Source organism: Shewanella sp. CG12_big_fil_rev_8_21_14_0_65_47_15 (assembly GCF_002783505.1).
Classification (GTDB): domain Bacteria; phylum Pseudomonadota; class Gammaproteobacteria; order Enterobacterales; family Shewanellaceae; genus Shewanella.
Genome location: NZ_PFGL01000001.1, coordinates 227589 through 243924, shown reverse-complemented (window position 1 = coordinate 243924; position 16336 = coordinate 227589). Strand labels below are relative to the sequence as shown.

At 44.2% G+C, this 16336-nt stretch carries 13 protein-coding genes; 7 read left to right on the top strand and 6 right to left on the bottom strand.

The features are described from left to right. Positions 1 to 124 precede the first annotated feature (124 nt). Positions 125 to 1213 (top strand): hypothetical protein, encoded by a 1089-nt coding sequence (locus COW15_RS01040; protein ID WP_293628875.1) that lies wholly within the window; start codon positions 125 to 127, stop codon positions 1211 to 1213. Positions 1214 to 1278: 65 nt separating this feature from the next. Here the strand turns inward: COW15_RS01040 and mtnC are convergent, their stop codons facing one another. After that, complete coding sequence (gene mtnC / locus COW15_RS01035) at positions 1279 to 1959, bottom strand: acireductone synthase (protein WP_293628873.1); 681 nt, start codon at positions 1957 to 1959, stop codon at positions 1279 to 1281. Positions 1960 to 2201: 242 nt separating this feature from the next. Here mtnC and COW15_RS01030 point away from each other — a divergent pair, with 242 nt between their 5' ends. Both COW15_RS01030 and COW15_RS01025 read left to right on the top strand, forming a co-directional pair. After that, positions 2202 to 3359, top strand: coding sequence for an alpha/beta hydrolase-fold protein (locus COW15_RS01030; protein ID WP_293628871.1), 1158 nt, complete (start codon positions 2202 to 2204; stop codon positions 3357 to 3359). Positions 3360 to 3560: 201 nt separating this feature from the next. Then, positions 3561 to 3986, top strand: coding sequence for a hypothetical protein (locus COW15_RS01025; protein WP_293628869.1), 426 nt, complete (start codon positions 3561 to 3563; stop codon positions 3984 to 3986). Between the two features lie 176 nt (positions 3987 to 4162). Here COW15_RS01025 and COW15_RS01020 read toward each other — a convergent pair whose 3' ends face one another. Then, a complete protein-coding gene (locus tag COW15_RS01020) occupies positions 4163 to 6046 on the bottom strand; it encodes a DUF885 domain-containing protein (protein ID WP_293628867.1) in 1884 nt (627 codons plus the stop codon). A 321-nt stretch (positions 6047 to 6367) separates the two neighbouring features. Between COW15_RS01020 and COW15_RS01015 the strand changes: the two genes are divergently transcribed. Then, positions 6368 to 6949, top strand: coding sequence for a hypothetical protein (locus COW15_RS01015; protein WP_293628865.1), 582 nt, complete (start codon positions 6368 to 6370; stop codon positions 6947 to 6949). A gap of 306 nt (positions 6950 to 7255) precedes the next feature. On the opposite strand, the gene COW15_RS01010 is transcribed toward COW15_RS01015, so the two are convergent. Next, positions 7256 to 7882 carry an FMN-binding negative transcriptional regulator gene (locus tag COW15_RS01010; RefSeq protein ID WP_293628863.1) on the bottom strand — a complete coding sequence of 209 codons (627 nt, stop codon included), beginning with the start codon at positions 7880 to 7882 and terminating at the stop codon, positions 7256 to 7258. Between the two features lie 902 nt (positions 7883 to 8784). On the opposite strand from COW15_RS01010, the gene COW15_RS01005 reads away from it, so the two are divergent. From COW15_RS01005 to COW15_RS00995, 3 genes are all read left to right on the top strand, one after another. Further along, on the top strand, positions 8785 to 9162 hold the full coding sequence (locus COW15_RS01005) for a hypothetical protein (RefSeq protein WP_293628861.1): 378 nt from the start codon (positions 8785 to 8787) through the stop codon (positions 9160 to 9162). Next, on the top strand, positions 9159 to 9392 hold the full coding sequence (locus COW15_RS01000; protein ID WP_293628859.1) for a hypothetical protein: 234 nt from the start codon (positions 9159 to 9161) through the stop codon (positions 9390 to 9392). The genes COW15_RS01005 and COW15_RS01000 overlap by 4 nt, the downstream gene beginning before the upstream one ends. A 133-nt stretch (positions 9393 to 9525) precedes the next feature. Then, the gene (locus COW15_RS00995) at positions 9526 to 9972 is read left to right on the top strand and encodes a hypothetical protein (protein WP_293628857.1); all 447 of its coding nucleotides are present in this window, start codon (positions 9526 to 9528) and stop codon (positions 9970 to 9972) included. Between the two features lie 365 nt (positions 9973 to 10337). On the opposite strand, the gene COW15_RS00990 is transcribed toward COW15_RS00995, so the two are convergent. The 3 genes from COW15_RS00990 to COW15_RS00980 all read right to left on the bottom strand — a co-directional run bounded on the left by COW15_RS00990 (position 10338) and on the right by COW15_RS00980 (position 16119). Then, entirely contained in the window at positions 10338 to 11993 is a 1656-nt protein-coding gene (locus tag COW15_RS00990) for an endonuclease (protein WP_293628855.1), read from the bottom strand. 704 nt (positions 11994 to 12697) lie between these two features. Further along, positions 12698 to 15571: a prolyl oligopeptidase family serine peptidase gene (locus COW15_RS00985; protein WP_293628854.1), complete on the bottom strand. Its 2874-nt coding sequence runs from the start codon at positions 15569 to 15571 to the stop codon at positions 12698 to 12700. Continuing rightward, on the bottom strand, positions 15568 to 16119 hold the full coding sequence (locus COW15_RS00980; RefSeq protein ID WP_293628853.1) for a hypothetical protein: 552 nt from the start codon (positions 16117 to 16119) through the stop codon (positions 15568 to 15570). Before COW15_RS00980 ends, COW15_RS00985 begins: the two co-directional genes overlap by 4 nt. Positions 16120 to 16336 lie beyond the last annotated feature (217 nt).

Below are 16336 nucleotides of genomic sequence, written 5' to 3'. Positions count from 1 at the left end.
TTGCTAGCGAATTGCTAAAGTTAATCGCTACACTGGCATAGGTGATACGAGTGTCGCCATAGGTTTCGCAGCTTATATCGGCAACTCATGCACGTCTTAATCGTAAACGGAATTTAAAATAATAATGAATTTAGATCGTTACACTGAATCTGCTCGCCAGCATCTACGGCAAGTCACTGAGCCTTTGCCTAGCAAGCTCCAGCTAGGATTAAGCAAGTTATGGCGTTACTTAAACCAAGGGGTCGCTAAGTTATCCTTTGCGCAAAAGTTGTATCTTATCGCCTTGATACTCGCCTTTAGTTCCAATGGAATGGGCTTAGTTGCCTCGGTTGCCGTGATCGCTATGGCCATCGAGTTTTGGCCTGTGTTCGAGCGGGTCTGGCACAGCCTCGCGGGCAAAGCTGTGCTACTGCTGTTTTATGCCATCATTGCCAACTTTGCCTTAGGTTGGTCCGGTGCCATAGTGAACGAAGTGGTTGGCGTTTCGGCGAGTCATCTAGATTACACCCATAACTTAGCGATTTTACTCTATATGCCCGCTTGGTTTTTGATGGTGAGTGCCATTTTACTGCTGGCATTGCAGCTGATTATTCCCATTTATTTAGTGTTGATCTTTTTACTTAAACCTTTAGGTGTCAAATCGTTACGGCTCACCTCGCATACCTCATTTCGTAAAACGACCTTTTTGGTCCGCATTGTGTTAGCGTCTGTGGTGCTGTATCACTTGAGCCTGCTGATCGATTTAGAGGGCAGTATTGAAACGTCATATGCCGATTTAATCACGGCAAGCCAACAAACCCCTGAACAGCGTGCCATTGAACCAGTATTAGGGCTGACACCGGATACAACAGGGGAGACTAAGGCTCCAGCCCTTGATTTGGTTCTGATTAAGCCAACCCTTGAAAATGACCAAGGTGCTAATGCACGGGAGCCAAGCACCGAAGAACGCGAGGAGGAGGAACGTAAGCAAACCTATGCATCGGTGCGGGCTCAATATCAACACTTAGTGCGACAATTGCTAGCGAGTTTTGCCTTTACATTCGAGGCCAATGGTCGTTCACGGTGTGAGAAACCCGCCGAGTCTAATGTGATTGAATTGAATGATTACGAGATGTTACAGATCACACCGGATAAAAAAGCGCATTATGGTTATCGCTTCGAAGTGAAAAAGTGCATATCGGCTGCGTTTCCGTTGGTTGTGAAGAGCAGCTAAACAGCCAAATAAAAGCGACCAGAAGGTCGCTTTTATTTTATCGGCTAAGTCAGCTGGCGGAGGCGTTATTCGATCACTAGCTCATCGAAGCTGCTGATTTTGCGAAACTCACCGGTGCGCTGTTTGCTGTCGCGTACCATCTGGTAGGTCATCATGCCTGCAGCCTCGGCGGCTTTTAATTCTTCAACTACATCAGACACAAACAGTACTTGCTTAGGGCTTAAGCTGATGGTGTTGAGGATATTCGCATAGGCCTGTTTATCCAGTTTATTGCCGGTACGGGTATCGAAATGACCGTTAAACATCTCGGTTAAATCGCCGCACGCACTGTGGCTAAATAACAGTTTTTGCGCATCGACAGAACCCGATGAAAAGCTGTAAATACGCAGTTTTTGCGCGCTAAAACGTTTCACCGCTTCAATAAAGTCCGGGAAGATATGGCCCTTAAATTCGCCTTGGGCATAGCCTTGTTTCCAGATTAACCCCTGCAGGGTTTTCAGTGGCGTCGCTTTACGATCTTCACTGACCCACTGCTGCAAAATTTCAGTCACGCGCGCAAGGTCCGCCTCGGGTTCTAGGGCGATATCTTTAGTGTCACAAATACAGTTTTCAACCAATACATTGTGTTGGTTCTGTTCTAAAAAGTCTGGCAAGGCTTTGACAGAATAGGGGAATAGTACATCTTGGATAAAGTTTAGGTCTGTCGTGGTGCCCGCTGTGTCTACGACTATGGCTCTGATACCCATAATGTTTTGATACTCCACAATATGTTGGCTTAAAAATGCAACCTAGATCCTAAGCGTTATTGGCACAATTGGCTAGTGGATTTCGTGACTCTTACCACAGCTATCACAGCCAGAATGGGAATGTTTGATGCCTAGGCTGTGTTTGGCTAAAGGGCTAGGTCGACATGCCGGATTTACTTTCAATAATACGAATGTTAACTTTGGTCTATGCCCATCTAGTTGATTTTCAAGGAATGAAATTTATGCGTACGCTATTAATTCTGCTGGTGATTTACAGCTTTGCATTCTTCAATGTGTCGGCAAATGCCGATAATACCTTTCCCGCTCAACCACAGATGTTAAAGGTCAGTTCGAGCCTGTTAACTGAGCCCGCTGACTTTAAGGTGACATTACCGGCCAGTTACCAATCGAAAGCGGATAAACGCTATGTGGTATTGGTGGATTTACACCCTCGTAGCCATGGCTATCTCGCTGGAATGGAAGACTGGATGAGCCATAACGGCGGCTGGCCTTGGCTGGAAACGATTATCGTGACGGCACCAGATGGTCATGCTGGCTTGGGTGAGTTAAAAAGCTTAGCCATTAAGCAGCAAGAAAATCAGCAGTTTTTAGATTTTATGGAGCGAGATCTACTGCCCGCTATCGATAAACAATATCGCACGAATGGTTTTCGGATCCTCAATGGCTTCACTGGCAATGCCACTTTTAGTCTCTACACACTTTTGAATCGCCCAAGCTTATTTAATGCGTACATCGCCGCAAGTCCGGTACTGGATGATAACTACGCCTTTGTGATGACCGATGCAGCTAAGAAGCTCGCGGGGATGCAAGGTAAGCCAAGATTCCTTTTTATGAGCACTAGCGACAGTGATTTCGAACAAAATCAGTTAGCGGACTTTGCCAAGCTCGAAGCCATCATCAAAGCAAATGCCACGGATGCACTCGACTATCGCATCAAGCGCTTCGATGGCACTTACTATATGACCCAACCTATTTTGGCGACGGCTTATGGTATTGAAGCGATTTTTAACGATGTACACCAAGTGCTTAAGCCTGACTCGGCAATATCACGCCAGGGCGCAGCAGCCATTTTGGCGCATTATAAAACCCTGTCGAATGACAAATATGGATTTGATGTGCCCGCTACCGATTCGCTTATCGCGTTGGCAAGTTCTTTCGAGACGACCGACCCCACCAAAGCTATCGATATTTATTTGCAAACCTTAGCAGCGATTCCAACGGCTTTCGAGGTCTGCCATGCATTGGCAAGTGTCTATGCAAGCCAGGGTCAGTTGGCCGAGGCCATTAAGTATGAGAAGCAAGCGCTTGAATTAACGGATCATCCATTTTTCCAAAACAAATACAGCAAACAGTTAGCTGAATATCAGGCGGCTCAATAAGTGTATTAACAGTGGGCGGAACATTTTTGCCTGGTTGCTCACTGTATATTGCGCACAAGTATGTGCTAGCCATAAGACTATAGTCTTAATAGCTAAGGGAAATTGGGGCTGTTATTGTAGCTTTACTCTCTTTCGACTTAATTTATTCAACTTGATGGTTTTATAGATGAGGTTGAGCGCCCAGCATTGATGAGGCAGTTTATGAAATATTTACCCGCACTTGGCTTAGGTATTCTCTTAGCGGTATTGAGCTTTCTCAGTTTTGCACTGGTTGCCAGTGCGGGTTATATGTACGCCTTGCTCGGGAGTGTTGCCAATCTTAGCCATGACAGTCCTGTCTATCTGGGTTTAGGAGCCCATGATGCCGGGCTGTTAATCTTGCTCTCGGGGCTGATACTTTTTACATATCACCGGCTTTTTCCTCGATTACCCTTCGATTGGTTTGCGGCGATTGCACTGCAAATGCCATTGGGTTTAGTGGTACTTTGGTCCGATGGGGTGTCCTTTAATCTGACGAATTTTTACGGTGTTGCCAGAGCATTAACCCTTTTTGCCGCAACCTTTGGTGTTTTAATGATTTTTTGGTTATTACAGCGCCGTAGTCGTCGGTTTTCACAAACCGTGTGAGCCGTTTAGAAGCTGTTGAATTGGCTGTGGTATAAACATCGCGGCATTTATTGGGGTTGGGCCTAACACAGACTGGCTCTGGGCTTGATATTTGGGTGTATCAAGGTCGATTAGTGCATAATTTCAGGGGCAGTATTTGACTGCCCCTGAATTTATCTTACTGATTTTACAAAGCCCTAAGCCGTTGTTACGGGAGCCGTTGCCGTTTCGAGCCACTGATCAATCTTTTGCTCTAATAGATCCAATGGTAGGGCGCCGTTTTCAAGCAGCCTGTCATGGAAGACTTTGATATCAAACTTATCGCCCAAGGTTTGCTTGGCTTTTTCACGTAGTTCGATAATTTTAAGCTCGCCTAATTTATAACCTAAGGCTTGTCCCGGCCAAACCACATAACGCTCGATTTCGCCCGTTGCCTCGGAGTGGTGGATGCCTTCTGTTTTTACGGCATAATCAATCGCTTGTTCGCGGCTCCAGCCTTTGGCATGCATGCCAGTATCGACCACTAGACGCACGGCGCGGTGCAGTTCTGACTGTAAGCGGCCAATGTTGTTGATGGGGTTATCCTGGTAAATCCCCATTTCCGCGGCAAGACGCTCGGCATACAGGGCCCAGCCTTCACCAGCGGCATTAGAGTAAAAAATGGTGCTCAGCAGCGGTAAGCTATCCGATAGGCCGATAATAGTTTGCAGATGATGGCCAGGATTGGTCTCGTGATAGGTCAAGGTTTGCAGCGAGTAAGATGGCAGCGCCGCCATATCGTACAGACTTATCCAAAATGTCCCCTTACGCGTCCCATCCTGGGACGGTGCATCGTAAAATGCGCCACTGGTGGCCGCGGCGCGGCTGTCGGGCACGGCTTCAACTGCGACTTGTTGATCGGGTAAGCGGCCAAACCATAGGGGTAATTTGGCATTGACTAGCGCAAGGTTGGCTTGAATATCCGCCATTAACTGCTGTTTACCTGCGGCGGTATCTGGGTAGAGATATTTAGGATCCTGTAGCAGTGTTTGCATACGTTCGCCCACAGTCCCTTTGCGATAGCCGACTTTTTTCAGTAAAGCGTCCATTTCAGCCGTGATACGGGCGACTTCCGCGAGACCGAGTTGATGAATTTCCTCGGCGGTTTTGTCCGAGTTGGCAAGATGCTTAATCATCGCCTGATACAACTTAGCGCCCTGGGGCAAATGACCGATCCCCGCAATATGGGACGCCTTTAAACGCACGCTTTGCAATGCAGAGATCAGCTGGCGAGTCGCGGGGTAATAGTGAGTTTCAACTAACTCGGCGGCGGAATTGGCTAAAGCCTCACTTTCAGGCACCTTGGCGGCGGCTAACTTAGCGTTAAAACTGCTGACTAAGGGATGCTCATTGGCATGGTGCACTAACTGCTGCTGCAAATTGGCTATGGTCTTATCGATAATAAAATCCGGTGGGATCACCCCCATCTGCACATCTTGAGCGAGTTTGTCGATTAAGGTACCCATAGCCGCGAGATACAGGCTTAAACGGTTAAGGTAAGCCTTAGCCTCGGCGGTATTAGTGACGGCAAATTTGTCCTCCATATAGCCAGGGAATTCAACATGTAATCCAGATAAATGGTTGACTGAATAGGGTAAAAACCATACACCGTACTCGCCGAGCATAGTGCCATAGGCTATGGTTTCGGCGGGAAGTAGTGCACCTTTCACCTCGGATGTTATCGAGTTAAGGCTAACTCGCTCGGAGGCGCTAAGGGTGCTGCTATCGATAGCATTCAGCTCACTCAGTATGGTTTTAAGGGCTTCACGGCGATGCTGTTCAGCGGATGGACTGTAGTCGGTGAGTTTTGACATCACCCCTTTGCCCGCTTGCGCATCGGGCACGCCATAATAGGTGGCAATCTCGGGTCTTAGGGCGAAATACCTCTGGGTAATGGCCGATAATTGCTGCTTAAGGCTCACGGCTTGAGTGGCATTTTGCGCCGAAGTTTGCGCTGTTGTTTGAGTCGCTGGCGTATCGTTTGGATCGCTACAACCCGTGACTAACAGACCTATTATTAAGCTATTTATTATTCTTTTCATCGAATTACTCATAAGGTGGGTATCAGGTTAAGCCGTGGTTTGGCAGAGAAACCTAAAGTGTTAAACCATGCATAAATGTGATCAACCTCAAAGTTGAGCGGTTATCCTAGCAGTTTATTGCATCCAAACCGCAAGAATTTTGTTGCTAATGTTGAATGGGATTTTTGGCGTTGCTTAAGCCTTGCATGTTTTTAGCACTCAACATCTTTGGGTATTGTGGCACTATCAACTGAATCAAAATGTTGCTAATTTGTTGACTCAAAAGCCAATAAGTTGTTTAAATATCATTGTTTTGGATGAATGAGTGATAAAGGATAAAAAATGGAAGTAATACAAAAAAAGGGAAAAAACAAACACACCTTTAGTTTGGGGCAAGAGCAGTTCCAATACGCCTATGAAGATGCTTCAGGCAAAGGGGATGTTGAAGTTTATTACGGTGATTTACCCCTTAAGCGCTCCGAGCAAATTGAACAAAATGATTGGCTTAGAAACGTTGGGGTGTTGTGGATAGTGCTTGGCCTTTTTCAAAGTGGCTACGGCAGTTTTATGCGAGGTGTCTTTTACTTTGACCCCATGTGGATATTTATTGGGGCTGCCTGCTTAACATGGGCATTAATGACTAAGGTGACCTATACGGTATTTAAAGCTGAAGGCGCCAACATTTTTATCATTAAAGACAAACACCATGATGCGTTGATTGCAGAATTAATGGCGCGTCGCAAAGTGCAACTTGCCCATTGGTATGCAGATATCAACCCAGAGAATGAGTTGGGCAATGAGATCAACAAATTCAAATGGCTAGTCAAACAAGAAGTGTTAACCGAAGAAGAGTCAGAGCAAAAAATTAAAGAAGTGAAGTTCTATCATCAAGTGGATGACCATGAAGAAAGAGTTTTAAACTAACTTCGTCTTCTTGGAGATTTTACTATGTCCCATAGGCAGTTAGGCTTGCAATGAAGGCATAGATTAACTCACTGCGTAAAAGAAACGATAGCCTGATCGACCTAGAGCAGGCTATCTTTTACCACAATCCCATTCCAAACTGGCTGAGGCTATTATAGGCTGGGTAGATAACTTAAATCCTCTGCCTCTGGCGTATTTTCTATCAAATTGATCGCAAATTGATTAGTTAGTGTGACTCTGCCTAGAGTCTATTTCTTGAGCCTATATGCAGAGAAGTTAACCGATAGGAAGCTGAGTAAAACTAGGTTAGTTATCTGATTTATTGCCTCTACCAATATCGCGTTGAAGCATATATTGAGCTAGCTGTTTAGCATCGGGATGGGGACTGGCACTTAAGCTGCTAAAAACGCCCTGTTGATCGCCACTGGATCTATGTTGACCGAGCTTCTCCTTCGCTTGTATTTCATCAATCACAATCTTAAAACCGACTATGGCCTGTCGCAGTTTTTGCTGGTACTCATCTGGCATAAGCTGCTTATCTTGCAGTAATTTCGGTTCATACTGCGCCACTAGTTTATCTAAAACGGCTTGGGTTTCGTCATCATTAAGTAAGAGTGCAACCCCATAACAATGTACCGCCGTATAATTCCATGTCGGCACCGCAGGTTTAGCATCATACCAAGTGGGAGAAATATAAGAGTGTGCCCCGCTAAAAACGACTAATATTCGCTGGTTTGCTATTTCCTGCCAGTGCGAATTAGCCCTTGAAACATGACCATATAACACGCCATTTTTGCCCGCTGTCGCATCGAGCACAAAGGGAATATGGGTCGCATTAAGTGAGCCAGAAACCATCAACCCAAAGCTGTTCTGGGCAATAAAATTTGTGATGGCCTCATTGCCTGACATGATCATGTTCTTGGGAATATACATTGTCTTTCTTGGCCCTTAACAATAGTAAAGGCTTTATATTACAAGGAAAAAGTAGGGTGTCGATAGGGAATTTAGGGCATTATTTTTACCCATTAACACTGATATGGCCGTGGTCATATTTAAGTTTGAGTGAACAAGCGGTTTATGCCTTGCAAACAGCGTAACGCATAGATACTAAGACGTTTATGGTCAAGGAAGAGTTGCGATAAGTGCCAAGATATTAAGAGGTTAATTAAAGCACAAAGGGATTTAACCGAAGCCATCTTACTGGCAAGACTCAAAGTTGAAGATGGAACCATCCAATACTTAGGTGCCAGTCCCTACGGCGATCCATTTTCACGTATAGCCTCGGGCACTAGTTGGGGGGATTTCGTCAATAATTACTTTTCCTGCATTAATTGCAGTTAAATCATCAATCTAGATGCTGAAACCTACCATGGTAGCGGCGGCCAGAATTCAGATAATAACTGCGGCAGTGGCGTTGGTACCAGGAGAATTGGGTTATGATGTCGATAAAGGGGCTTTCTGAGGCCATTTGAATTAATGCTCATCTAGTTTTGCTTTCAGCAGATTTACCATGAGTGGCTGAAACTGGATCGTTATACAGTTGTATTCAAAAATGCGTGGTTTTGAGTGCTTTTTAGTCAATATACGTGCGCTTTATCCCAATCCTGTAAAGATAAAATTATTAAAAATTAATTACTTAAATTTATTTTGGTTAGATAATAGGTTTGAAAAACGCGCATGCGCGTTTTTGCGGATGGTGTATTTGATGGAAAGCTGATAAGTTCTTTGTAATACAGTTAGTTAATCATGCGCGTTTTTACTGGTCTAATGAGGTAAACAGTGCAGCGCATAAATACTAAGACGTTAACTTTTTTATCAACGATATGGAGATCATTATGTACCCAAAGGAATTTTACATCCTACCCGAAGAGCTTTTCCGTCTTGGAAATGCCTCAAGTCCTCGTCTATCTAATGTTCGAGCTCGCGATGTCGATGTCACAACCGTAAATGGAATTAAGGTTATCATCGCGAACGGAAAAGGAATCAGCGTGTTCGATAAAGAAGGTATCAACAATGCGCCGATGACCGGTTGGGTTTGGAGGTTTCCACCGAACACCCAGCCGCCTCATGGATTAAAGATGGTTCAGGATAAGCCACATCATTACTCTATTTCGCCCACTCGGAATATGCCGGTCGACAAGTTCAAAGGACTTCTTGAGGAAATGGCCCTAAAAGCATCTCGGGTTTTTAAGAAAGAAGGAAAAGTTGTATGAGTCAGTTCAAGCTTGAACTTGCAGAGTCAGAGCTTAAGTACGTGCTCGAGGGCCTCATAGCGCTCGAACAACAAATGGCAGAAACATGCGAAACTTCAGATGACCCGGATGAAATTGCTGATGTTGGCAACGATCTGGTCGAGCTGCGTCTGTTACTAAATCCGTTGAAGGAAAGAGCCATCAGTCAGTTCGGAGATAGTATCACTGATTTTTCGCGGGACGAGTTATAAGTTAACAAAGCCGTTAAGGGCGCTTCGCGCCATGGGGTGCCAGCCACGACGCGGCAAGCCGCTGGCTGTCACCCCTTATGGCAGCGTTATGTGATTTTTTAATTTTTGTGACTGATTTTAATGGAGATGAATAATGCAACCTAAATTTTGGAAATTATCTCAAGGTACGCGTGAGTTTGAATTTCGAGATCTTATTGAATCTATCAATTCTGGACTGGTTTACGTTCATAAAGATACGCGAGGTAAAGGTACTTCCTCTACATCTCAAGCAGAAGATTTTATTAATGCAAATATTGGTGATTACTTTTACCTCACTCATGGGAATGAAGGCATTTACCTTCTTGGTCAGTTTATTGGACCGGCAAACCTATTTTCAAAGTATGGTGATGGTTGGTTAGAAAGAGAGTTTAAGTTCATCTTTGCTTCCAATAATCGCAGTAGTTACTCTGGTGAACACAAATGGTGGACTCCTAATGATAATTCTACGTTTACGCGTGTACCTGAACATGAAGTCGAACAATTTGAATTAGAAATTTTGACTCCTTATTTTGGTGTGACTTTAAGCGATTTTGGGCTCTAATCATATAACAAACGCCTCAAGAGGGACTGTCAACGCGTGGCGTTTCCAGCCCCTTAGGCGGGCGTCAGCTATAGATTTTCTTATGGTCGTTTTACCTTAAATAGTGCCCATAAATCACTCTATCTCAGGCTGATTCACGCCCTCCGCTAAACCCTGCTCTCGCGCCCCATTTGTTGCTATTTGAGGACGTTTTTCATCAGATGAATCAAATCTTTTAAGAACTGACTCAGAAGTTTAACAACCCGCGTAGAAGCATTGCGGGAATAACGCATTGGGCGGAAATGTTTAATATAGCTGGTTGGGAATAGCTGAGAATAATAAGCCCGACCTAGGTCGGGCTTAGCTTGGAGGATTAAGTAACGGGATTAGTTACATGAGGCACTATAGATATCTGCAGCCCATTGTGGGTTATCGATAAACGGGTTGCGATTGTGTTGTTGCTCATAAACGCGATTATTGCGGCGACGTTCCCAATCACTCACGGGATCTTGGATATGCCAGCCCAATAGGGTACAAAGATCGCCGAGTAAGGGCTCCCCTTCACCTGTCGTGCCCTTCGCTACGCTCAGATCCGGCGTTCCACTGTTATCCCCACCTTGATAACGCACATCCATATAGAAGACCATACGGGCGACATCACCTTTAACCATATCGGCAGGTTCAAAACTATCGCTGTCTGTCTTGTTTGCCGGCGCTTCGCTCAGCGGTGTGCCTCCTAAGGCGAAGTCCTTGTTACCGCGAGTGCTGTTGACTGTCACATCCGCTGGGCGTAAGTGGTGAAGGTCGGTATAAGCGTGTTGGCTGCTATTGGGGAAGCCATGGCTCTTGGCCCAGACGTGTTCCCGATTCCAAGCATCTAAGGAACTGCTCATGCCCGCACGGTTGGTTTTCGGTTCTGAGCGGCCCGTATATAACAGGATCACATTGTTGCTATTATTTGGATCTTCATCGGTGTAGTTCAGTCCATCCCAAACCTGCGCATAGCTGAATTGGGTCTGATCTCGAATAATCAGGTTTAAACTGGTTTTTAGTGTGCTACCACTTTTCCCTATCGCATTCGCGTAATAGCTATTGAAGCTATAGCCATCGGGATCCGGTGTGGTGCCACCGGTGTTTCCGCCAGAACCGTTATCGGGATATGTGGGGGTGGGCATAGTGTAATTAACCGTTAAGCTAATGCCGCTAAAGCTCTGATAAGCCACTAGATTGACGTAATAACGTCCTGCCGCTGCGTTTGCGATAGGACAGGATTCATTGTTACCAGAAAGGTAAGGTGCGCAGTCATATTGGCTGGTCGTTGGCTCGTTACCGTAACGGACATACATATCGGCATCACCGCTGCCACCGTTCATGGTGAAGCTCAGTTCAGTGGCATTTTCTGGCACATCGGCGACAAATTTAAGCACTTGGCCCTGGGCCGCACTGAGGTTGAGCTGGCTCTCGCCTGGTTCAAGCAGATTGTCATTGGTCGTTGGGGGTGTAGAGCCACCACTGGTATCGCATAGTGAGGCTAAGTTGCCGCTGCCCGGCGTCCCAGCATTGATGGCTGCGGCCCAATCCGTTTGAGACTTAGTGTTGAGGCTAGTCGTTCGAACGAGGGAAACATCACGAACATTGAGACTCCAGCCTGAGATTCCGCCTTCCCAAGCGACCAGATCAATTTCATCTGCGCCCTTGGTGAGGCGAACATAGTCCCCGGAGTTGCCTAAGGTGAGTGGCATGGGGGCGATATCGGCAGTTGTGCCAAAGAGGTTGTTAAAACCCGCGGCATTGATTGCAACGGTCAAATAGTGACCCGCGGCTAAAGTGCCTGTGAGATTTAAGCTGGCACCGTTATCATTTAATTGATACTGGCTTAAATCGATAGCATCGCAGCCTGGATTAAACAGTTCGATATATTCTTCGGTACTGTCATTATTGGGTGTGTCATATAGTACTTCACTAATTAACAGTTCGGCATTGGCATTCAATGCCAAGCCCGCCATAAACATAGATATTGCGATTTTGGATTTATTTATCATCAACATTACTCATTATTATTTTATTTTCAGTTTGACCTTATATCGGCCAATACTGGACCCCAGAATGATTTTGTTTCAATCGATTAAAGAGTGATAATCGAGAAAAACCGCAGCATTATGCCACAATCTAAATGTCATTAAAGTGTGATTGCTGTTAATTTTTTGTGTATGGCGTCGGCTGTAAAGGGCGATTTTAACGGCTTATCTTGCCCATATCGGGCGTATTCTCTCGAAATAAGTGAACTTTTTCGGCTCAAAATGTCTTTAGTGTTTATGCAGGTACTAATCAGTTTGTCGTTCTATAAATTGATATTTTTATATGGTGTGACAAGCGTTATAAATAATTAATTGCATCCCATGTTGTTTATTTATTTTATTCTGGTGATTATTTAATGACACTGGTTTTCTAGGGTGCCAGCAAAATAGTGAGTTTGAAGAATAAAATGCGAATTAGGGCTGAAAGTGCATTTATTTCAGTCTCGTTTGGTTGCTGAAAAGGGCAAAATAGTTAAATGGTAGTTCCTAATTGTCGCTCACTTTATCGGACGGGTGAGGCCTAAGCAGTCCCTCTGTTTCTAAGTGGTTCAGAGGGACTTTTTAGGACGGCTTGTTATGAGATTAAGCGCAGGCGCACCTAGGTGCTATACCCTGTGGAACATCATGCGATCATCATTAAGTGTTTAACCTAGGCACGTCATTTTCGATTATTGAATCATGTTAAATTCTTTTACTAACAAGACACTATCCGACAGATCACGTAAGGTGACTACATAAGTCCCCGTTGGCTGATCCTCTGGAAGTATTTTATGAGTACAGCTCCACTCCTGATTATCACTATTGCCCCATAGCAAATGATTATGGAGTGATTTGCTATTCCCTTCTGCGTCTAGGTAACTCCAGTTGCACGTTAGACCGACATTGTCTTGCTTGGATGCCATATCAACCGCAAATACCGTCCCGATAACATCTCCGGGATTAAACTTTACGTTTTTAGCAACTTGGATTTCACTCTTGCCCTTGCTTCCCGTGGAATCAATGATAATGCCTGCCGCGACATCATCGAGAGCTAAAGGTTTTAACTTAATTTTCAGTTCGCTATTTATCATATTCTGCAGCAGCTGCAACTCACCCGAATTAAAATCAGTCTCAGCAAAAATCTCAGCGATTACCTGTGATTGCAAAGACAAACTCGCTTTAGTGACTTCATTTTTTTGTAAGTAAGTGGGCTTAGCTTTCAAGTCAGACAAGGCAAGGAGTTCTGCACAGCGACTTACGTCTTTGCTTACACCAGCGCCTGTACATAACGCTTTGGCCATCATTAGCCTTGCCCTAGCGTCGGCACCTTGCTCATTAGCTAACTCAAAATAGTGGAAGGATTTGGCAAGATCTGTGGTCATGCCATCTTCACCAGTGAACATCAGTCCTAGCATATAGTTAGCTGGCGCAAAATCTGCTTCAGCTGCTTTTTCAAACCAAGAAATTGAAGCGAGCTTTTCTTCGTTATCATAATGTTTAATGCCAACGAGAAAGCTTGCTCGACCACTGCCCATTTTAGCTGCCCTAAGGTAATACTCCATGGCTAGCCCTTTATTGAGTTCTATCTTAGTCTCCCAGTTACGGGCATCACCAAGGGTTACATAATCTTCGGCGAGTGCGGCTAACGCTTTTTTATCCGTGACTGTAGATTCGTACTCAGGCAGCTCTAATGTGCGCTGTAAAAAATCTGCCGTGCTAATCGTTTCATGCTGCAACCAATAGAGATTCGTGTGCCCGTGTCCGGTTTTCTTGTAATACAAGGTTTCCGGTGCTCGCCCCCTCGCTTTTAAAACGTATTCAAGTCTGTGGCTATGTTCTAGCTCGGCGGTCATATCCTCAGTGCCAGCAATCAATAGCAAGGGAGCATTCATTTTATCGGACAAATAAACCGGTGATGTTGCCTTTAATTCAGCGCTGTATTTACCGACGGCATTTGCCGTCATTTGGCGAAACTCTTCGGTTGCTTTGATGTTGCTGGAATTAAAGAGTAAAGGTAGATCGTAAATACCGTATGCGCCGACGACACATTGGTATTGGTCTGGATGTTTAATGGCGAGCATCACAGATGAGTAGCCACCATAACTGGCACCTATAGCGCAGCTACGTTTAAATTGGTGTTTTGCTCGAACATGTTCCACCGCTGCTGTGATATCTTTTTCTATGTCTAATCCAAATTGACCTACACCACCTGTAAGAAAGGCTTTTCCATATCCGGCTGAGCCGCGGAAATTCACCCTTAATACCGCAAATCCTCTGCTAGTGAAGTATTGGCTCTCCGGATTAAAGCCATCGTAATCGCGGATACCAACTGGGCCGCCGTGGGGCATAACTAATAGCACACCATTTGCATTATCCGATTGGGGCAGTGTGAGGTATGACTCCACGGATACGCCAGTATCGGATTCAACCGTAAAGGCTTCGGTTTTACTTAAGGTGTAGCCTTCGAGATTGGGTAGCACTTTAGAGAGTAAAAACGCTTTTTTCGTCTCATTGTTATAAACGTAGCGAGTGCCTGGATCATCAGAAGCATAAACATATAATGCACTGAACTTGCCACTCGGTGAGGTCGCTGTCACTACCGTATGCTTATTAGGGAATGAATGCTTAAATACTGCCTGTTGGAGATTAGCCTGTTGATCAAAATATTGTGTATTTAACTGGCCATTTTCGTAAAATGATACGGACTGCAATTGATTGTTTTCATCAAAAGTACTGTCTATTAAATCAAATTTTGGATTTTCATAAACGAGTTCGGTCACTCTTTGCTGTTTTATATCGAATTTATGCAACGCGACTTTGTCTGTGCTCTGATTACTAAGCACATACATGGTATTGTTATCGATAATATGTTGCGGGATAAAGGTTTCTTTGTCCGATGTCAAACTAAACAAGTGTTGCCATCTTTTATTCGTAAGGAATCGATAGTGAAAGTCAACTTTTTTTGCATCTTTATCCAGCGTTAATGCAAACAGCATTTCTTTATTTTCATCAAAGAAATAACCAAAAACATTTCGAAGATCATCATCAACTAAGGTTTTTGATGAAAATACCTTGTTCTTTAATTCATTTACTGTGACTTCGTATAACTTTTGATACTCACTATTACGGCTGTTATAACCATATAATAGGGTTCCTGAGTTAGGTTTGACCCTAACAAGGGAGCCTTCGAACGTTAATCGATTGGTTTTTGACCGTACAACGCCATCCTTGTGGATGATGTCTAGCACGGCTTGAAAGCTGTTCCGCCCTTGCAAATATTTTACATAGATACTGTTACTGTCTAGCCAAGCATATTCTGTAATGCTTTCATCGGCATCTAACTGAATGATGTTCGTGTATTCATTGGTTTCCACATTAATTAATGATAGAAACTTACCTTTTTCCTCAATAACTTCGCCGGAAATATATTTCTCATCGGGTGAAAATTGCAGATTGCTTAATGCTGAGTTGGCAAATAATTTATTTGCAGGAATGGGCGATGCAATGGAATGATTCGCACTTAATCCAAATATAAAAGTAAATAGTATAAATAGATTTTTCATTGTACAGCCCCTTCTTTAACTTTACGGGCGTACTCAAAGAAATGATCTTCCCCTGGGCCTGCGTAATGTAGTTCTCTTACTTGGTAAATTTTAGGGAAATGATCTTCTAAATACTCGAGTGCGTTGGTTGATTGGTTTTCTAAAATAGCTCTAACGCCATCAAATGAGAAATAACTCCATATTGCATCAATACTCAAATGGCCAATATAGTTTATTTTTCCAGGTTCAACATGAAAATTCCACATATCATCTGTTAGCCCTATTTTTAGATAGCGATTTAATTTGATATCACTAATTTCATAGTCACCCGCGGGCACATCAACCATGATGTAATTAGAGCCAAATTTTAAATCTTGTGCAGTCAGTTGCAGGTACTTAGTGCCGCTAAGCATTATGCTGTGTAAGTCTACATTGGTATCCACCGACATCAGCAAATAACCCGTGTTGCTATCGAGCGGCCTGTCTTGATCGTTTTTTAACTTTGAGATGGGTTGTATGCAACCGCTTAACAGCCAGCCGACACAGATTAGTAGCAAAAATTGCTTCATGAAGAGTGTATCCTTACGACAAATGTCCTTTAAAAATGATTTATAGATGAATCAATCAACAACTATGCAAGCTAGTCGCTTATTATTGTGAGCTACATACATTACACGTAATTATTACATTACTGCAATAAGTGCGATAGGGAATAAATTTGTTGGGATGAGCCCTAATTTAGTGCCGAATGTAGGGGAGAGGTATACGTGGGATCTCAGAAGATAC

What these genes read in the sequence shown, in the direction of transcription:
- COW15_RS01040 (WP_293628875.1), top strand. Translation starts at nt 125, where the DNA reads ATGAATTTAGATCGTTACACTGAATCTGCTCGCCAGCATCTACGGCAA.
- mtnC (WP_293628873.1), bottom strand. Translation starts at nt 1,959, where the DNA reads ATGGGTATCAGAGCCATAGTCGTAGACACAGCGGGCACCACGACAGAC.
- COW15_RS01030 (WP_293628871.1), top strand. Translation starts at nt 2,202, where the DNA reads ATGCGTACGCTATTAATTCTGCTGGTGATTTACAGCTTTGCATTCTTC.
- COW15_RS01025 (WP_293628869.1), top strand. Translation starts at nt 3,561, where the DNA reads ATGAAATATTTACCCGCACTTGGCTTAGGTATTCTCTTAGCGGTATTG.
- COW15_RS01020 (WP_293628867.1), bottom strand. Translation starts at nt 6,046, where the DNA reads ATGAAAAGAATAATAAATAGCTTAATAATAGGTCTGTTAGTCACGGGT.
- COW15_RS01015 (WP_293628865.1), top strand. Translation starts at nt 6,368, where the DNA reads ATGGAAGTAATACAAAAAAAGGGAAAAAACAAACACACCTTTAGTTTG.
- COW15_RS01010 (WP_293628863.1), bottom strand. Translation starts at nt 7,882, where the DNA reads ATGTATATTCCCAAGAACATGATCATGTCAGGCAATGAGGCCATCACA.
- COW15_RS01005 (WP_293628861.1), top strand. Translation starts at nt 8,785, where the DNA reads ATGTACCCAAAGGAATTTTACATCCTACCCGAAGAGCTTTTCCGTCTT.
- COW15_RS01000 (WP_293628859.1), top strand. Translation starts at nt 9,159, where the DNA reads ATGAGTCAGTTCAAGCTTGAACTTGCAGAGTCAGAGCTTAAGTACGTG.
- COW15_RS00995 (WP_293628857.1), top strand. Translation starts at nt 9,526, where the DNA reads ATGCAACCTAAATTTTGGAAATTATCTCAAGGTACGCGTGAGTTTGAA.
- COW15_RS00990 (WP_293628855.1), bottom strand. Translation starts at nt 11,993, where the DNA reads ATGATAAATAAATCCAAAATCGCAATATCTATGTTTATGGCGGGCTTG.
- COW15_RS00985 (WP_293628854.1), bottom strand. Translation starts at nt 15,571, where the DNA reads ATGAAAAATCTATTTATACTATTTACTTTTATATTTGGATTAAGTGCG.
- COW15_RS00980 (WP_293628853.1), bottom strand. Translation starts at nt 16,119, where the DNA reads ATGAAGCAATTTTTGCTACTAATCTGTGTCGGCTGGCTGTTAAGCGGT.